This is a genomic window from Pectobacterium aroidearum, from assembly GCF_041228105.1.
GTDB lineage: Bacteria > Pseudomonadota > Gammaproteobacteria > Enterobacterales > Enterobacteriaceae > Pectobacterium > Pectobacterium aroidearum.
The window spans coordinates 606425-623795 of sequence record NZ_CP166097.1; the positions used below are offsets into that span (position 1 = coordinate 606425).

Here is a 17371-nt window from a genome sequence, read left to right on the forward strand (position 1 = left end):
GAGTGGTGTGCCTGGTGTCTCTGGTATTAGCGGGTACGTGCAGCCAGACGTTTTTCAATCGCGTCCATCAGCATGCCGGTGATGGACACATCCGGGTAGGCCGCTTCGATTTCACGCACGCAGGTCGGGCTGGTGACGTTAATTTCTGTCAGACGGTCGCCGATGATGTCCAGACCGACGAAAATCAGACCTTTAGCTTTTAACGTTGGAGCGACGTCGCGGGCGATTTTCCAGTCGCTTTCGGTCAGCGGACGGGCTTCACCACGACCACCGGCTGCCAGGTTACCGCGTGTCTCACCGCTTTTCGGGATACGCGCCAGGCAGTAGGGAACGGGTTCGCCATCGACCACCAGCACACGCTTGTCGCCGTCTTTAATCGCAGGCAGGTAGTTTTGCGCCATGCAGTAGCGGGTAGCGTGTTCGGTCAGCGTTTCGATGATGACCGAGACGTTGGCGTCATCCTGCTTCAAACGGAAGATAGACGCGCCACCCATGCCGTCCAGCGGCTTGAGAATGACATCGCCATGTTTTTCATGGAATTGACGCAGTTTATCCGCACGGCGTGTGACGAGCGTGTCGGGGGTCAGATGCGGGAACCAGGCGGTGAACAGCTTCTCGTTGCAATCACGCAGGCTTTGCGGTTTGTTGACGATCAGTGTGCCTTTCTCTTCTGCACGTTCCAGAATATAGGTGGCGTAGATGAACTCCGTATCGAACGGCGGATCTTTACGCATCAGCACCACGTCCAACTCTTCCAGCGCAATATCCTGCTCGCCGGAGAAATCGTACCAGCCATCGTAATCATACTGGACGCTCAGGCGACGCGTTGTGGCACGGGCAACGCCCGCGTGCATATAGAGATCGTTCATCTCCATATAATGCAGTTCCCAACCACGGCGCTGTGCTTCCAGCAACATGGCAAAGCTGGTGTCTTTCTTGATATTGATGGTGTCAATCGGGTCCATCACGATACCGAGTTTGATCATTCTTTTCTCCTTTACCCCAAATCGCCGAAACGTACCTGTAAGGCGGTCATGGCGGTGAGTGCAGTGGTTTCTGTGCGCAAAACGCGTGGCCCCAACAGGATATCAGTGAATCCGTGTTCTGAGGTCATGGTAATTTCACTGGCGGTAAGTCCGCCTTCCGGGCCGATTAGCAGCCTGACCCGATCGACTGGCAGCGGCAGCGTATTAATACTCTGTGTGGCGCGCGGGTGCAGATTTAATTTCAATGCATTATCTTGTTCCGCACACCAGGCTTCCAGCGTCATCGCTGGCCGCACCAGCGGCACACAGTTGCGGCCTGACTGTTCACAGGCGGCAATCGCGATTTTCTGCCACTGGTTAATTTTTTTCTCCATACGCTCGGCATCCAGTTTTACGCCACAGCGTTCAGAAAGCAGCGGGGTAATCATATTGACGCCCAGCTCGATGGATTTCTGGATAGTAAACTCCATCTTTTCGCCGCGCGACATCACCTGTCCCAGATGTAAATGTAGGGGCGATTCTTTATTTTCCAACTTACCTGCTGTGAAGTGAACGCGCACACTCTTTTTGCCTGCCGCGATGATTTCCGCATCAAAGACATGATTGCTGCCATCAAACAACTGCAATGCCTGGCCCGTATTCATGCGTAACACGCGACCAACATGGTTGGCGGCATCGTCGCTCAGTTCGACTTCACCGCCGTTAAGGGGGAGCGTCTCGGGATGAAAAATGCGTGGTACTCGCATACTGAATTAAGACCTTTGAATGAAATTAATCGGCACAGGAACGCTAGAAATAGGTAAAACCACCGTCATCTGACGGCGGTTTTGCTGGAAACAGATTCGCTATAGTAGGTAGACGAACTAGCGCTGGCAAGCTTGTTGAACGTAGGGATTCGGGTTTCCCTGTTTTGCGGCGATGCGTTGATTGCGGGTACATTCCCACTGCGTGACCGGATACTGCTTATCCCAGGCTTCGAACAACTGGGTTTGTTGATTGGACAGGCGTAACTGATAGCGGTCACGCATGTAGAAATAGGTACGAGCGATCTGGCCACGGGCGCGGGCAGGCGGTTCTGCCAGATTATTTTTGAAATCGACCTTCATCTCGCATTGCCCGTATTGGGATGTGCCACCGTTCCACTGTCCATACATGGCATTACCGCGATCGCCGTTGACCTCGCCGATAGCGGGTTGCAGGTTATGTAAGTCGGTTTCCATCTCACGGTAGACGGGGTCGCTGCTACAATTCTTTCTGCCGCCATCCTGCCAACACTGGCGCTGATGGCCGAACTGCCAGGCGGGCACAACATGCTCCCACTCGATACGGCTGGCACGCTGTTCATTTTTTCTGACCTGATAGCCGCAAGATTCAAGATCGGGCGTGCCTTTCTTGCCTTGCCACGTAATCTTGCAGCCGCAGTAGAACGAACCCGGCGCATCCCGGTTAATGTCGACAGCGGCGGCTTTTGCCTGCGAAAAATTATTGATGTTCTGACCTAACGCGGCAGCCGAAAACAGACCCGCGCTAACGGCGGAGATAGCGAGAATTTTGCGTAGCATATTCCAAATAATCCACAGGCTGTAAAGTTGGCAGACTACCGGATGTCTCGTCGGCAGGCAAATGCAAAAACAGTTTTTAAAACTGGAAATTCTCTTTTAAATAGAACTTTTTACATCATGACGTAAGGTTTTTCCGCAACGACGGCAGCGATATTCTGTTTCGCCGCGCAGAACTCGATTGTGCCGGCGGATCGTCAGTTCATGCCGTTGGCAATCACACAGATAAGTGAAGGTTTTCCCCTGCACGGATTGCACTGCAAACCGATGCGTGCGTTTTGCCGGAACACGCAGGACGCTTTCCATCATCCAACGCCACTCTTTGCCATGCGGCGCGACGCGGCCAAAACGCGCGTAAACCAGCAGATGAGCCAGCTCATGAGGTACCACCTCATCGATAAAAGCCTGCTGATTTTCCTGTAGCAACACGGGATTCAGTCGAATTTCCCAGTGTTGCAGCCAGGCCGTGCCTGCCGTAGCGCCGCGCTGCTGGTAACTTACCGTGGGTTCGGTGTAGTCCGTCTGCAAGGTGAGATTGGCCTGTTGCAATTTATCACGCAGGCAGCGCATCACAGCCTGATGGCTGGCAATGGGAATTCGGGGAGTGTTCATTTCTGTGAGCATAAATTGAGTGGCAGGGAGACGCAATAGGTGAAGCGGAGGGAAATCAGAACGAAAAACGGCGAATTTTCATTCGCCGTCTTATACCCGTCATACTTCAGGCTGCATGTGTGTTGGCTTTCCTCGCTCACCCCAGTCACTTACTGGTGTAAGCTCCTGGGGATTAGCTGTGTCGCCGCCTTCATGCAACTCGAATTATTTAGGGTATAGTCTTTGTTGCATTACTGGATTACAGACCTGCAGCTTCACGCAGCTGTGCGGCTTTGTCCGTTTTTTCCCATGGGAAATGTTCACGGCCAAAGTGACCATAAGCTGCCGTTTCTTGATAAATCGGATGCAGCAGATCCAGCATCTGGATTAAACCGTAAGGACGCAGATCGAAGAATTCGCGCACCAGCAGCGTCAACTGCTCGGTGGACACTTTCTCTGTGCCGAAGGTTTCGATCATGATAGAGGTTGGCTCAGCCACGCCGATAGCGTAGGACACTTGAATCTCGCAGCGATCGGCCAGACCCGCAGCGACGATATTTTTGGCAACATAGCGTGCGGCATAAGCTGCAGAACGGTCTACTTTAGACGGATCCTTACCGGAGAACGCCCCGCCACCGTGACGCGCTGCGCCACCGTAGGTATCAACGATGATTTTACGACCAGTCAAACCACAGTCACCCATCGGGCCGCCGATAACAAAGCGTCCGGTTGGGTTGATGAAATATTTGGTATTGGCAGACAGCCACTCAGCAGGCAGAACCGGTTTGATGATCTCTTCCATCACCGCTTCATGCAGATCTTTCTGGCTGATCTCTTCTGAATGCTGGGTAGACAGTACCACGGCATCAATACCGGCAATCTTGCCATCGTCGTACAGGAACGTAACCTGGCTTTTCGCATCTGGGCGCAGCCACGGCAGAGAACCGCTCTTGCGGACTTCTGACTGGCGCTGAACCAGACGGTGTGCATAAGTCACAGGCGCTGGCATCAGTACGTCGGTTTCGTTGGTCGCGTAGCCGAACATCAGGCCCTGGTCACCAGCACCTTGTTCCAGTGGGTCGCGGCGGTCAACGCCTTGATTGATGTCAGGAGATTGCTTGCCAATTGCGCTCAATACGGCACAAGAGTTGGCATCAAAGCCCATTTCAGAATTGACATAACCGATATCACGCACGGTACGACGGGTAATTTCTTCAATATCGACCCAGGCGCTGGTGGTGATTTCGCCACCGACTAACACCATTCCGGTCTTTACATAAGTCTCACAAGCGACACGCGCTTTTGGGTCTTGCTCCAGAATGGCGTCGAGAACCGCATCAGAAATCTGGTCAGCAATTTTATCAGGATGTCCTTCAGAGACTGACTCGGACGTAAAAAGGTGTTTAGCCATGAGTTTCTTTACCTTCAAATCAAAGCCGTTAAGCAGTGTATCAGTTAATCGGTATAGACGGATTAACATCTGGATGGCTATTCTAGGTCACCTTTTGGTCTCAGTGCCAGTAGTTTTTCGCATTAGCTCGCCATCGTCCTTTTATCATCGGCCATTTTTTCTTTTACAAGATATGACTGGTGGTAATTTTCATTTTGCTTTTCCAGCAGCATGTCGGTATAAACGGCGATCTGTAGCGGTATGGTGTACGCCGCGACATGGTGAATTTCTTATTGATAGCTGACCGCATAGCCTGCGGCGCACGTGGAGGTGGTAGGATTAATGATCCGTTGTTTACTGAGTATATTGCGTTCGCAATATGTCCCTTTTGACGCTACCGCGTCAGCGACTCAACCCTTCTTTTCCGTTTCTCGACGTTGCCTGTCTTTAAATTCGACACAGGACTCCAGGGCTGGTTAATCTGCCTGTTATTCTTTCTGCCAGAAGTGTTTAGCGCCTTTCTGGTCACGTTCGCCCGGTGGTTTTCACAACGAGTTTTATCGACCCGTAACACGGAGCCTGACAACGTGTTTTACACTAATAAGAGTAATAAAGTGACGGCATACTGCACTACGCCGGTTTTTTCACTGTCGATGCCGCATGTTGCAGGTATGCTCATGTGGGTTGTTTATTCAGGTACTGATGTGATCAGCAGTCTAGAAAAAGAAGAGGTTCGTTATGTCTGACGACATGATTCATCACGGCTCGTCAGCGACGGGTAAACATGAAAATTTGCGCTCTATGCAGGAGGTTGCCATGAATGACCGTAATGCCAGCGAAATGCTTCGTACCTACAATATTGCCTGGTGGGGCAATAATTACTATGACGTCAATGAGCTTGGCCACATTAGCGTGTGCCCGGATCCTGACGTACCAGAAGCTCGCGTCGATCTGGCCAGACTGGTCAAAGATATGCAGAGGGATAACCATCAGCGCCTGCCTGCGCTGTTCTGCTTTCCGCAAATTCTTCAGCATCGCCTGCGTTCTATTAACGCTGCGTTTAAACAGGCTCGGGAATCATTTGGCTATGAAGGCGGTTACTTTCTGGTTTATCCGATCAAGGTTAACCAGCATCGCCGCGTCATTGAGTCACTGGCTAATTCCGGAGAACCGTTAGGGCTGGAAGCGGGTTCAAAAGCCGAGCTGATGGCGGTACTGGGTCATGCCGGTATGACGCGCACCGTGATTGTGTGTAACGGCTACAAAGACCGTGAATACATCCGTCTGGCACTGATCGGCGAAAAGCTGGGCCACAAGGTTTATCTGGTCATCGAGAAGATGTCCGAAATTCGTCTGGTGCTGGAAGAGGCCGAGCGTTTGAATGTGGTGCCACGTCTTGGCGTCCGTGCTCGTCTGGCTTCTCAGGGATCGGGCAAATGGCAATCCAGTGGTGGCGAAAAATCCAAGTTTGGTTTGGCGGCGATTCAGGTGCTGCAGCTGGTTGAGATGCTGCGCGAAGCCGGGAAGCTGGATAGCCTGCAACTGCTGCATTTCCATCTGGGCTCCCAGTTGGCAAATATCCGTGACATCGCGACGGGCGTGCGTGAATCCGCGCGCTTCTATGTCGAACTGCATAAGCTGGGTGTGAATATCCAGTGCTTTGACGTCGGTGGCGGCTTAGGCGTGGATTATGAAGGCACGCGCTCTCAGTCCGATTGTTCAGTGAACTATGGCCTGAACGAGTACGCCAACAACGTGATTTGGGGTATCGGCGATGCCTGTAACGAACACGGGTTGCCGCATCCGACGGTGATCACCGAATCTGGCCGTGCAGTAACCGCGCACCATACCGTGTTGGTTTCCAATATCATCGGGGTTGAACGCAACGAGTTCAGTGAGCCGACTGAGCCGGAAGAAGATGCACCGCGCGCGCTGGAGAGCCTGTGGTCGACCTGGAAGGAAATCAAGCAGCCAGGAAAACGCCGTTCGCTGCGTGAGTGGCTGCACGACAGCCAGATGGATTTGCACGATGTGCATACCCAGTACACGCACGGTATGTTGGATCTGACACAGCGCGCCAAAGCGGAGCAGCTTTATCTGAGCATCTGCCAGATGATTCAGGAGCAGTTGGATCCGAGTAACCGCGCGCACCGGCCGGTGATTGATGAATTACAGGAGCGCATGGCTGACAAGCTGTATGTCAACTTCTCGCTGTTCCAATCCATGCCGGACGCATGGGGTATCGATCAGCTGTTCCCAGTACTGCCGCTGGAAGGGCTGGATAAACCGCCTGAGCGTCGTGCTGTGCTGCTGGATATCACCTGTGATTCTGATGGCACGATCGATCATTATGTCGATGGCGACGGAATCGCGACGACGATGCCAATGCCGCCTTACGATCCAGAAAATCCGCCGCTGCTGGGCTTCTTTATGGTCGGCGCCTATCAGGAAATTCTGGGGAACATGCATAACCTGTTCGGTGATACGTCCACCGTTGACGTGTTTGTCTTCCAGGATGGTACGGTTGAGATTGAAGAATCCGACGAAGGCAATACGGTTGCCGACATGCTGGAATATGTGCAGCTTGACCCTAAAGTGCTGATGACTCGCTTCCGCGATCAGGTTAAAGAAACCGATCTGGATGCGGAGCTTCAGGCACAGTTCATGGAAGAGTTTGAAACCGGGCTGTACGGCTATACTTATTTGGAAGATGAAGAGTGAGTATACCCTAAATAATTCGAGTTTCGGGAAGGCGGCAAGAGAAGGAATCCCGATGAACTTACACTGGTAAGTGATTCGGGTGAGTGAACGTAGCCAACGCACATGCAACTTGAAGTATGACGGGTATATGACTGAGTAAAAAGGGATGCGAGTGAGCATCCCTTTTTTTCGGCTATCGTTCAGATAAGCGAATTACTTATATTGATATCGGTTGCTGGCTTGGGAAGGGAATCAAATTCTTCAATGACGCTGTCCTTGAAGATAATCTTGGCAATTAGCAGTAAAGAGTTTTTATCCTGAACGCCATATTTATTCAGTAATCGTGATTTGCTGTTCAGTACTGATTTCTTATTTAATCCAATGATATCGGCAATCGCTTCCGCGGTGTAGCCCGCACACCAATACTGGAATACGGCATATTCAGACTTTGACAACCTGACGGGACTGAATAAACGGCGATCGTGAAGGTGGACGAAATCGAGTAATTTATAAAAAGAATCGATGGCAGCTGACTTTGAAATAAGAATCGTTTTTTCGTCAATGCACACGGGAGGGTGATTGGGGGAATTATTGATGATAACGAACGACGCCGCCATATTATAAAAGTGAGTTCTTATCGACTCGTAGTATTCCTCAAAGCCCTCACTGCTACCGTCAATGATGAAAATACATTTTTTCTTTCCTTGCTGCAGCGTAAACCTGTTGACGGGTTTTATCGAGAGCATAGGGATACTGGATAGGATTTCCCGTAATCCTACCGTGGTAAAATTGCATTTACTGAAAATTCTCACATCCATGATTTTTAACACATATGAGTTTATTGTCTGAAAGGGGCCACAAACCAATAATTGCTGCTGATGTTATCCAGTTATTAAGAAATCGCGATCCTGAAATGCCTTTAAATCGCTAAAAAGATGGAGCCTCTAGAGAAACCTGCGAAAGAGACAACCGGTTTATCATATATCTATATGATCCAACTGGAAAAATTTTTATTGGTTTAACATAGTATGCTTGATTTACTGGTTTATTTCTATCTTTAAATACAGGGGTTTACTCTAACATTCCTGTTTATTACGGCGTAGGTCTCTGCGCTAATCGTGGTTACCTGTTTGTCGGTATGCTGCCGCATTCGTGGATTAGTGCTTCTGGCATCTGGAAATCCACCGACTTTCGTTTCTTAAAAAGGGAACAGAAAGTTAGTGAGATTGAAAATAGCTATCTATTTGTCATCTATTAATTCTTCAATCCTATCATCATGACAATAGCGGGATGTGAAGATGGCAATTACGTGACAGCTTACAGCGAATATGAGGGGGATGATAGTGGTCGGATGACTAGCGGGCAATTGAGATTTTTTCAATTGCCCGCGGTGTGCTTGCTTGGTGAGTCATCAGAACGCAGGATTACTTCTCGGCAGCAATACGTTCACGAATGTGTTTGGCGCGACCTTCAGATGAAGGGTGGGAATCAAACATGCTGCTCTCATGGCCCGCATCAAGTTTGGCGAGTTTCTCAAAGCTGCTTGCCAGACCTTCCCGATTGATGCCGCGTTTCTTCAGCAAATCAAAGGAGTAATCATCTGCCTGTGTTTCCTGCGTTTGAGAGAACTGGGAATTAACCAGTTTTTCTCCCAGATCGGCTAGCTGAGATTGTGACAGAGACGCCGCCACGCCGCCCGCAGAGGCGATGGCAGTACGAGCAGCCGTTGCCGCGTAGGCAACCTGCATCGCTTTACGCGTGTGTCCCAGCGCAACGTGACCCATTTCGTGGCCGAGAACGCCTTCCACTTCATTGTCGTTCATCATGTCCATCAGGCCGCTATACACCCGGATACAGCCGTTAGCCATTGCCCAGGCGTTAACGTCTTTTGTCAGATAAACCTTGTAGTTGGCTGGTGTACCGTTGATGTCATGACCCAGCGCATCCGCAATTTTATTCAGGCGCTGTGTGTACTTGCTGTCGGCAGGGGCAATTTTTGCCTCTTTGTCCATTTGCTCACAGGACTGATTGCTGAGTGATTTAACATCAGCATCGCTGAGCGTTGCCGCCTGAAACGCCTGAGCACCGGACTGCATTAAGGTATTGGTGTTTAAGTTCTGGCAGCCAGTCAGCAACGTTGCTACACACAGCGCCAGCACAGAAGAACGAATTGCCATAAAAATCATCTCCCTACGATGGTGTTCGTTTTTAGTATGAAAGAAAATCGGCTATAAACTACCCGAAAACGACATTGAGAAATAGATCGGAAAATCTGATTTATCTTTTTTACGATAGTCCGTAGGCGATGTATTTTGTTTCTGGGCGTTCCGAAAAGGTGCGTCGAATAAAGGTAAACCCACTAGAAAACATCGCGTATAGCGCTGTAATCAACTGCACAATTGGCAAAAGAACCGTCATTGATTCGTCAGCCGATAAATCCCTGTTTTTTGCTCACGGTTCCATGTGCATTCGCTACATTTTTCATGTACATTTGTAATCATATTTATTTTGTCATTCTTGTTTAACTTATTGATTTTTATTGGTTTTGCAGGAAAGACAGTCGTTCAATCCGATCTGGAGTCAAGCATGTCCTCTCGTAAAGAACTTGCCAATGCTATCCGCGCGCTGAGCATGGATGGGGTGCAGAAAGCCAAATCCGGTCACCCGGGCGCACCGATGGGCATGGCCGATATCGCCGAAGTCCTGTGGCGCGATTACCTCAACCATAATCCGGCCAACCCTAACTGGGCCAACCGCGACCGCTTCGTGCTGTCCAACGGCCACGCGTCCATGCTGATTTACAGCCTGCTGCATCTCTCCGGCTACGACCTGCCGATTGAAGAACTGAAAAACTTCCGCCAGCTGCATTCCAAAACCCCGGGTCACCCGGAATACGGCTACACCGCCGGCGTTGAAACCACCACCGGCCCGCTGGGTCAGGGGATTGCCAATGCGGTCGGGATGGCGATTGCCGAGCGTACGCTGGCGGCGCAGTTCAACCGTCCGGGTCACGAGATTGTCGACCATCACACCTACGCCTTCCTCGGTGACGGCTGCATGATGGAAGGGATTTCCCACGAAGTCTGCTCGCTGGCCGGTACCATGAAGCTCGGCAAGCTGACCGCGTTTTATGATGACAACGGCATCTCCATCGACGGCCACGTTGAAGGCTGGTTTACCGATGATACCGCCGCCCGTTTTGAAGCCTACGGCTGGCACGTGGTGCGCGGCGTGGACGGCCACGATGCGGACGCCATCAAACGTGCCATCGGCGAAGCCCAGCTGGTGACCGACAAGCCGTCGCTGCTGATGTGCAAAACCGTGATTGGTTTTGGTTCACCGAACAAGGCGGGTACGCACGATTCGCACGGTGCGCCGCTGGGGGATGCAGAAGTCGCCGCCTCCCGCGAACAGCTGGGCTGGACCCACGCGCCGTTTGAGATTCCGGCGGATATCTATGCCGCCTGGGATGCGAAACCGGCCGGTCAGCGTAAGGAAGCCGCCTGGAACGAGGCGTTTGCCGCCTACGCCAGCGCATACCCGGAACTGGCTGCCGAGTTCACACGCCGCACCGGCGGCGAACTGCCGGCCAGCTGGCAGGCGGACGCGCAGAAATTTATCGAAGACCTGCAGGCCAATCCGGCGAAAATCGCCAGCCGCAAAGCGTCACAGAACGCGCTGGAAGCCTACGGCAAACTGCTGCCGGAATTCCTGGGCGGTTCAGCCGACCTGGCACCGAGCAACCTGACCATCTGGTCCGGCTCGGTATCGCTGGATAAAGACCACGCGGGTAACTACATCCACTACGGCGTGCGCGAATTCGGCATGACGGCGATTGCCAACGGGATTGCGCTGCACGGTGGCTTTGTGCCGTACACCGCGACCTTCCTGATGTTCGTGGAATACGCGCGTAACGCGGTGCGTATGGCCGCGCTGATGAAAATCCGCAGCATCTACGTCTACACCCACGACTCCATCGGTCTGGGCGAAGACGGCCCGACGCACCAGCCGGTTGAACAGCTGGCCAGCCTGCGCGTGACGCCGAACATGAGCAACTGGCGTCCGGCGGACCAGGTGGAAACGGCGGTGGCGTGGAAATACGCCATTGAGCGTCAGGACGGCCCGACGTCACTCATCCTGTCCCGTCAGAATCTGGCGCAGCAGCCACGTACCGTTGAGCAGCTGGCGAACGTGGCGAAAGGCGGCTACGTGCTGAAAGACAGCGACGGCCAGCCGGAGCTTATCCTGATTGCCACCGGCTCTGAAGTCGAGCTGGCTGTCGGGGCGTATGACAAGCTGACTGCCGCCGGCCGCAAGGTGCGCGTGGTGTCGATGCCGTCAACGGATGCATTCGACAAGCAGGATGCAGCCTACCGTGAAGCGGTGCTGCCGAAGGCGGTATCCGCACGCGTGGCGATTGAAGCGGGTATCGCGGACTACTGGTTCAAGTACGTGGGCCTGAACGGCGCGATTGTCGGCATGACGAGCTTCGGCGAATCGGCTCCGGCGGAGCTGCTGTTCGAAGAATTCGGCTTCACCGTCGATAACGTGGTGGAAAAAGCGCAGGCGCTGCTGAAGTAATCACGCCGTGTTAACCCCGATATGAGAAGCCGTCAGCTAACGCTGGCGGCTTTTTTTCATCTTGAATTTAACTTCCCTCTCGATGCGCGTTGTCTGCCTCTCAGATATGGTTTTTTCATTTTTATGACGCAGGTCACTCTTCTGGCGTGTGCCAGACGAGAATATTTCTTTTATACGTTAATTCGTTTATTCTAGCTGAAGCGTTTCAGTTGTTGTGCTGACGGTGTTTCGCCAGGGGTTCTCTGGTGTCTAAGAAGGGTATATTCTATGCGCTGGGTAACCCTGCCATGACATAAGGAACCACAAGGAACGCCATGACGATCCGTATTGCGATAAACGGTTTTGGCCGCATTGGCCGCAGTGTTTTACGTGCGTTATATGAATCAGGCCGCCGAGCCGAGATTACCGTTGTGGCTATTAATGAGCTGGCAAGCGCGGAAGGTATGGCGCATTTGCTCAAGTACGACTCCAGCCACGGCCGTTTTTCGTGGGATGTACGTCAGGAGTGTGACCAGCTTTATGTCGGTGATGATTGTATTCGTCTGTTACATCAGGCAGAGATTCAGGCATTGCCCTGGCGAGAACTCGGTGTAGATATCGTACTGGATTGCAGCGGTGTTTACGGTAGCCGGGAAGATGGCGAAGCCCATCTGGCGGCAGGTGCGAAGAAAGTGCTGTTTTCTCATCCGGGAACGGCGGATTTGGATGCCACGGTGGTGTTTGGCGTCAATCATCAGCAGTTGGAACGTGAGCATCGTATTGTTTCCAATGCGTCTTGTACGACCAACTGCATTATTCCGGTGATCAAATTACTGGATGATGCCTTCGGGATCGAAAATGGCACGGTGACGACGATTCACTCATCCATGAACGATCAACCGGTGATCGATGCTTATCATCACGATCTGCGGCGTACACGTGCCGCCAGCCAGTCGATCATTCCGGTAGATACCAAGCTGTCGGCGGGGATCACCCGTATTTTTCCGCAGTTTGTCGATCGTTTTGAGGCGATATCGGTGCGGGTGCCGACGATTAACGTCACGGCAATTGACCTGAGCGTTAGCGTCAGGAAAGCCGTAAACGTGAATGAAATTAATGCACTATTGCAAAAATCAGCGCACGAGTCGTTTCGTGGTATAGTTGATTATACTGAATTGCCATTAGTGTCAGCTGATTTTAACCACGATCCGCACAGTGCCATTGTTGACGGCACGCAGACACGGGTCAGTGGTCAGCATCTGATTAAAACATTGGTCTGGTGCGATAACGAATGGGGCTTTGCCAACCGGATGTTGGATACAACACGGGCGATGGCAGCCTGCGGTTTCTAGTACGACGGTGGCGATCAGGGGTCGCTATCTCGCTCAAGCAACTTTAAAAGAGAATCAACAAGAGGATTCACCATGTCTGTAATTAAGATGACCGATCTGGATCTGGCTGGTAAACGTGTTCTTATTCGTGCGGATCTGAACGTACCAGTAAAAGAAGGGAAAGTGACGTCTGATGCGCGCATCCGTGCCTCTCTGCCGACCATCGAAATCGCTCTGAAACAAGGCGCTCGCGTTATGGTCACTTCCCACCTGGGACGCCCGACCGAAGGCGAATACAACGAAGAATTTTCTCTGCTGCCTGTTGTGGACTACCTGAAAGAGAAACTGTCTTCTCCTGTACGTCTGGCGAAAGACTATCTTGATGGTGTTGATGTCGCTGAAGGCGAGCTGGTTGTACTGGAAAACGTTCGTTTTAACAAAGGCGAGAAGAAAGACGACGAAGTCCTGTCCAAGAAATACGCGGCGCTGTGCGATGTGTTCGTGATGGACGCTTTCGGTACTGCACACCGTGCGCAGGCTTCAACCCACGGCGTGGGTAAATTTGCGCCTATCGCCTGTGCGGGCCCGCTGCTGTCTGGTGAGCTGGAAGCGCTGGGTAAAGCATTGAGCGAACCAGCACGTCCGATGGTCGCTATCGTAGGTGGTTCTAAAGTTTCCACCAAACTGACCGTACTGGATTCCCTGTCTAAAATCGCCGATCAGCTGATCGTCGGTGGTGGTATCGCCAACACCTTCGTTGCCGCACAAGGCCATAACGTGGGTAAATCTCTGTACGAAGCCGATCTGATTCCTGAAGCGAAGAAGCTGCTGGAAACCTGCGATATTCCTGTGCCGAGCGATGTGCGTGTTGCGTCAGAATTCTCTGAAACTGCAACTGCAACGCTGAAGTCTGTTACGGCAATCAAAGACGAAGAGCAGATTCTGGATCTGGGTGATGTTTCCGCTGAGCGTCTGGCTGAAATTCTGAAGAATGCCAAGACCATCCTGTGGAATGGCCCGGTTGGCGTCTTCGAATTCCCGAATTTCCGTAAAGGAACCGAGACTATCGCTCGTGCTATTGCAGAGAGTGATGCGTTCTCTATCGCAGGCGGCGGCGATACGCTGGCTGCGATCGATCTGTTTGGTATTGCTGACAAAATCTCCTACATTTCTACCGGTGGTGGCGCATTCCTGGAGTTCGTTGAAGGGAAAAAACTGCCTGCAGTAGTTATGCTGGAAGAACGCGCTAAACAGTAATTTAAGGTAAGGGCTGCTTTTTCCCTTTCCTGTGGTTGTCTTGGCATGCCGTTATGGATGTCGTGCCGAGACAACCAGTCGATTTAACATCGATTTCTCTAACCCCTCCACGGCCAACGAAACGGGACACGTAACATGTCTAAAATTTTTGATTTCGTAAAACCCGGTGTCATCACTGGTGATGACGTTCAGAAAGTTTTCGCAGTAGCAAAAGAAAACCAATTCGCTTTGCCAGCAGTGAACTGTGTCGGTACCGACTCAATCAATGCTGTGCTGGAAGCCGCAGCCAAAGTACGTGCGCCGGTCATCGTTCAGTTCTCTAACGGCGGTGCAGCCTTCATCGCGGGTAAAGGCCTGAAAGCAGAAGGTCAGCAGGCGGCAATTTTGGGAGCGATTTCTGGCGCTCATCATGTGCATCAAATGGCAGAACACTATGGTGTGCCAGTCATTCTGCACACCGACCACTGCGCGAAGAAATTGCTGCCGTGGATCGATGGCCTGCTGGACGCGGGTGAAAAACACTTTGCTGCTACTGGCAAACCGCTGTTCTCTTCTCACATGATTGACCTGTCTGAAGAGTCGCTGGAAGAGAATATCGAGATCTGTTCTAAGTATTTGGCTCGTATGGCCAAAATCGATATGACTCTGGAAATCGAATTGGGTTGTACTGGTGGCGAAGAAGACGGTGTGGATAACAGCCACATGGACGCTTCAGCTCTGTACACCCAGCCGGAAGACGTTGACTACGCGTACACCAAGCTGAACGCGATCAGCCCACGTTTCACCATCGCTGCCTCTTTTGGTAACGTGCATGGCGTATACAAGCCAGGTAACGTGAAACTGACTCCGACCATCCTGCGCGACTCTCAGGAATATGTTTCCAAGAAACATAACCTGCCGCACAACAGCCTGGACTTCGTGTTCCACGGTGGTTCTGGTTCCAGCGCTCAGGAAATCAAAGACTCCGTTAGCTACGGCGTAGTGAAAATGAACATCGATACCGACACCCAGTGGGCTACCTGGGAAGGTATTCTGAAATACTACAAAGATAACGAAGCTTATCTGCAAGGCCAATTGGGCAACCCGAAAGGCGAAGATCAGCCGAACAAGAAATACTATGACCCGCGCGTGTGGCTGCGTTCCGCACAGGCGAGCATGGTTACGCGTCTGGAGCAGGCTTTCAAAGAGCTGAATGCTGTTGATGTGCTGTAAGTCAGACAACGTAAACATGATTTGATGCTAAGGCTCCTACGGGAGCCTTTTTAATGTCTGGGATTGTTTTTAAGCAATGCCAAACAAGGCTTTGTGTTTAACAACTAGCAGTCAAAAGCCATAAAAAACGCTTAGAGTGTGGACACTCTATACGTCACTGTAGCAGTTTTCATTCGCATTATGATATATTAAATTTCTTTATATTCAATGTGTTGAAGGGCCATGTAGTGAATAAAGTACTAAGCGTTCTTTCATTGGTTTCTAGCGTAATTGGTATTATCTCAACTGCAATTGCTTTAGTTTGGTTTTTCTTTGGACTGGATAATAGAGTCAAGACTCTCGAGAATCAAATGCAGGCAATTTATCAATCCGCGTCGGTGAGTTCGCAGAATACAGTCTCGAAAAAAGATGGAAATGTCGTTTCGATTTCCAAAGATCAAACCGCAGATAGTAAAATTCAAAATCTCGTTGATGTATGTGCGACTCTGGCGATAAGAGTAGCAAATGCTTATGAAAAAGGGTCTCCTTTATCAGTAGCACAGCCGCTTAAAGAAATGATGGATAAGTTAGGTTGTAATAAAATTCAGCAATGACTAGATCAGAGAAAAAATATAGTTTTAACAAGCTCTTGATAATCAATGTATCAATGACGAAGTCGATGGATGCGTAAAGTTGTTCTAGATAGCTTTTGCTAGGGTGTTAAAGCATAGAACTGTTATCCATAACAGCATCATTTCAGCCATATCATTCATTTAAAGCCCCGCATTCACAGGGCCTCTTGCTCTAAGTAAGGCGACTGACATGATTTGATGCTAAGGCTCCTACGGGAGCCTTAATTTTTGGTACCGATGTTGCGGTTTTAGATGTGGACGTTATGCTTTCCCAGTGATTAAAAAACAGGAGCGTTTAAATGGAAGAACTTAATACGGGATTGGATCAGGCAGGGAACTGGTTGGTGGCACATCAGAACTTGTTTTTGCAGTATGCCGTGAATATTGTCGCCGCATTAGTGATCCTTATTGTTGGTTTGGTGATCGCGCGGATCGTTTCCGGCACCATCAATAAACTGATGATTAGTCGTTCTATTGATTCAACCGTGGCCGATTTCCTGTCTGCGCTGGTGCGTTATGGCATTATCGCGTTCACGCTGATTGCTGTATTGAGTCGGGTTGGCGTGCAGACCGCATCGGTGATTGCCGTGCTGGGTGCCGCAGGTTTGGCCGTCGGTCTGGCATTGCAGGGGTCGTTAGCCAACTTTGCTGCGGGCGTTTTGCTGGTGATTTTCCGGCCTTTCCGTACCGGCGAATGGGTGGACTTGGGCGGCGTGTCTGGCTCCGTCACACAGGTACAGATCTTCTCGACGACGCTGCGCACCTCTGACGGCAAAATTATCGTGGTGCCGAATGGCAAGATCATCGCTGGCAACATTATCAACAGCTCGCGTGAGCCGGATCGCCGTACCGAAATTATTGTCGGCGTGGCTTATGATGCCGATATCGACGTGGTGAAAAAGCTGCTGGGCGATATTATCGCTGCCGATGGACGTATCCAGCACGACAAGGGGGTTACGATTCGCCTGAATGAAATGGCGGCGTCATCGCTGAATTTTGTGGTGTGGGTGTGGACAACCAACGGCAACGCACAGGCGGTCTATTGGGATCTGCTGGAAAGCTTTAAACGCGCGCTGGATGAGCACCGTATTGGCATTCCTTATCCGCAGATGGATGTACATTTACATCAGGTTCAGGAACGCGCTGAATAATATGTTGTATCACAGGGGCCGGA

At 51.2% G+C, this 17371-nt stretch carries 14 protein-coding genes; 7 read left to right on the top strand and 7 right to left on the bottom strand.

Annotated features, from left to right (window positions below; translation table 11 throughout):
• Positions 1–26 precede the first annotated feature (26 nt).
• The 5 genes from gshB to metK all read right to left on the bottom strand — a co-directional run bounded on the left by gshB (position 27) and on the right by metK (position 4547).
• Positions 27–986, bottom strand: a complete 960-nt coding sequence (gene gshB, locus AB8809_RS02705) for a glutathione synthase (protein ID WP_010285797.1) — start codon at positions 984–986, stop codon at positions 27–29.
• A gap of 11 nt (positions 987–997) precedes the next feature.
• Positions 998–1732, bottom strand: a complete 735-nt coding sequence (gene rsmE, locus AB8809_RS02710) for a 16S rRNA (uracil(1498)-N(3))-methyltransferase (protein WP_349854680.1) — start codon at positions 1730–1732, stop codon at positions 998–1000.
• A gap of 117 nt (positions 1733–1849) precedes the next feature.
• Positions 1850–2548 (bottom strand): deoxyribonuclease I, encoded by a 699-nt coding sequence (gene endA, locus AB8809_RS02715; RefSeq protein WP_180778750.1) that lies wholly within the window; start codon positions 2546–2548, stop codon positions 1850–1852.
• A gap of 96 nt (positions 2549–2644) precedes the next feature.
• Entirely contained in the window at positions 2645–3157 is a 513-nt protein-coding gene (locus AB8809_RS02720; RefSeq protein WP_015841837.1) for a SprT family zinc-dependent metalloprotease, read from the bottom strand.
• A gap of 238 nt (positions 3158–3395) precedes the next feature.
• Entirely contained in the window at positions 3396–4547 is a 1152-nt protein-coding gene (gene metK / locus AB8809_RS02725) for a methionine adenosyltransferase (RefSeq protein WP_015841836.1), read from the bottom strand.
• 717 nt (positions 4548–5264) lie between these two features.
• Between metK and speA the strand changes: the two genes are divergently transcribed.
• A complete protein-coding gene (gene speA, locus AB8809_RS02730) occupies positions 5265–7247 on the top strand; it encodes a biosynthetic arginine decarboxylase (RefSeq protein WP_129706927.1) in 1983 nt (660 codons plus the stop codon).
• A 179-nt stretch (positions 7248–7426) separates the two neighbouring features.
• Here the strand turns inward: speA and AB8809_RS02735 are convergent, their stop codons facing one another.
• Both AB8809_RS02735 and AB8809_RS02740 read right to left on the bottom strand, forming a co-directional pair.
• Positions 7427–7972: a LuxR C-terminal-related transcriptional regulator gene (locus AB8809_RS02735; protein WP_043881839.1), complete on the bottom strand. Its 546-nt coding sequence runs from the start codon at positions 7970–7972 to the stop codon at positions 7427–7429.
• Between the two features lie 678 nt (positions 7973–8650).
• Entirely contained in the window at positions 8651–9403 is a 753-nt protein-coding gene (locus AB8809_RS02740; protein ID WP_015841833.1) for a M48 family metallopeptidase, read from the bottom strand.
• A gap of 409 nt (positions 9404–9812) precedes the next feature.
• Here AB8809_RS02740 and tkt point away from each other — a divergent pair, with 409 nt between their 5' ends.
• The 6 genes from tkt (at position 9813) to mscS (ending at position 17348) form a co-directional block, all read left to right on the top strand.
• Positions 9813–11807, top strand: coding sequence for a transketolase (gene tkt, locus AB8809_RS02745; RefSeq protein WP_349854772.1), 1995 nt, complete (start codon positions 9813–9815; stop codon positions 11805–11807).
• Positions 11808–12121: 314 nt separating this feature from the next.
• Positions 12122–13138, top strand: a complete 1017-nt coding sequence (epd, locus tag AB8809_RS02750) for an erythrose-4-phosphate dehydrogenase (RefSeq protein ID WP_015841831.1) — start codon at positions 12122–12124, stop codon at positions 13136–13138.
• Positions 13139–13210: 72 nt separating this feature from the next.
• On the top strand, positions 13211–14374 hold the full coding sequence (gene pgk / locus AB8809_RS02755) for a phosphoglycerate kinase (protein WP_015841830.1): 1164 nt from the start codon (positions 13211–13213) through the stop codon (positions 14372–14374).
• Positions 14375–14509: 135 nt separating this feature from the next.
• Complete coding sequence (fbaA, locus tag AB8809_RS02760) at positions 14510–15586, top strand: class II fructose-bisphosphate aldolase (RefSeq protein ID WP_015841829.1); 1077 nt, start codon at positions 14510–14512, stop codon at positions 15584–15586.
• 227 nt (positions 15587–15813) lie between these two features.
• The gene (locus AB8809_RS02765; RefSeq protein ID WP_256554271.1) at positions 15814–16179 is read left to right on the top strand and encodes a hypothetical protein; all 366 of its coding nucleotides are present in this window, start codon (positions 15814–15816) and stop codon (positions 16177–16179) included.
• Between the two features lie 317 nt (positions 16180–16496).
• Positions 16497–17348 carry a small-conductance mechanosensitive channel MscS gene (gene mscS, locus AB8809_RS02770; RefSeq protein ID WP_205947539.1) on the top strand — a complete coding sequence of 284 codons (852 nt, stop codon included), beginning with the start codon at positions 16497–16499 and terminating at the stop codon, positions 17346–17348.
• Positions 17349–17371: the final 23 nt, after the last annotated feature.

Bases quoted from the DNA above. Each gene is read 5' to 3' on its own strand.
- gshB (WP_010285797.1), bottom strand. From the start codon at position 986: ATGATCAAACTCGGTATCGTGATGGACCCGATTGACACCATCAATATC.
- AB8809_RS02735 (WP_043881839.1), bottom strand. From the start codon at position 7,972: ATGCTCTCGATAAAACCCGTCAACAGGTTTACGCTGCAGCAAGGAAAG.
- fbaA (WP_015841829.1), top strand. From the start codon at position 14,510: ATGTCTAAAATTTTTGATTTCGTAAAACCCGGTGTCATCACTGGTGAT.
- mscS (WP_205947539.1), top strand. From the start codon at position 16,497: ATGGAAGAACTTAATACGGGATTGGATCAGGCAGGGAACTGGTTGGTG.
- speA (WP_129706927.1), top strand. From the start codon at position 5,265: ATGTCTGACGACATGATTCATCACGGCTCGTCAGCGACGGGTAAACAT.
- endA (WP_180778750.1), bottom strand. From the start codon at position 2,548: ATGCTACGCAAAATTCTCGCTATCTCCGCCGTTAGCGCGGGTCTGTTT.
- epd (WP_015841831.1), top strand. From the start codon at position 12,122: ATGACGATCCGTATTGCGATAAACGGTTTTGGCCGCATTGGCCGCAGT.
- tkt (WP_349854772.1), top strand. From the start codon at position 9,813: ATGTCCTCTCGTAAAGAACTTGCCAATGCTATCCGCGCGCTGAGCATG.
- pgk (WP_015841830.1), top strand. From the start codon at position 13,211: ATGTCTGTAATTAAGATGACCGATCTGGATCTGGCTGGTAAACGTGTT.
- rsmE (WP_349854680.1), bottom strand. From the start codon at position 1,732: ATGCGAGTACCACGCATTTTTCATCCCGAGACGCTCCCCCTTAACGGC.
- AB8809_RS02740 (WP_015841833.1), bottom strand. From the start codon at position 9,403: ATGGCAATTCGTTCTTCTGTGCTGGCGCTGTGTGTAGCAACGTTGCTG.
- metK (WP_015841836.1), bottom strand. From the start codon at position 4,547: ATGGCTAAACACCTTTTTACGTCCGAGTCAGTCTCTGAAGGACATCCT.
- AB8809_RS02720 (WP_015841837.1), bottom strand. From the start codon at position 3,157: ATGAACACTCCCCGAATTCCCATTGCCAGCCATCAGGCTGTGATGCGC.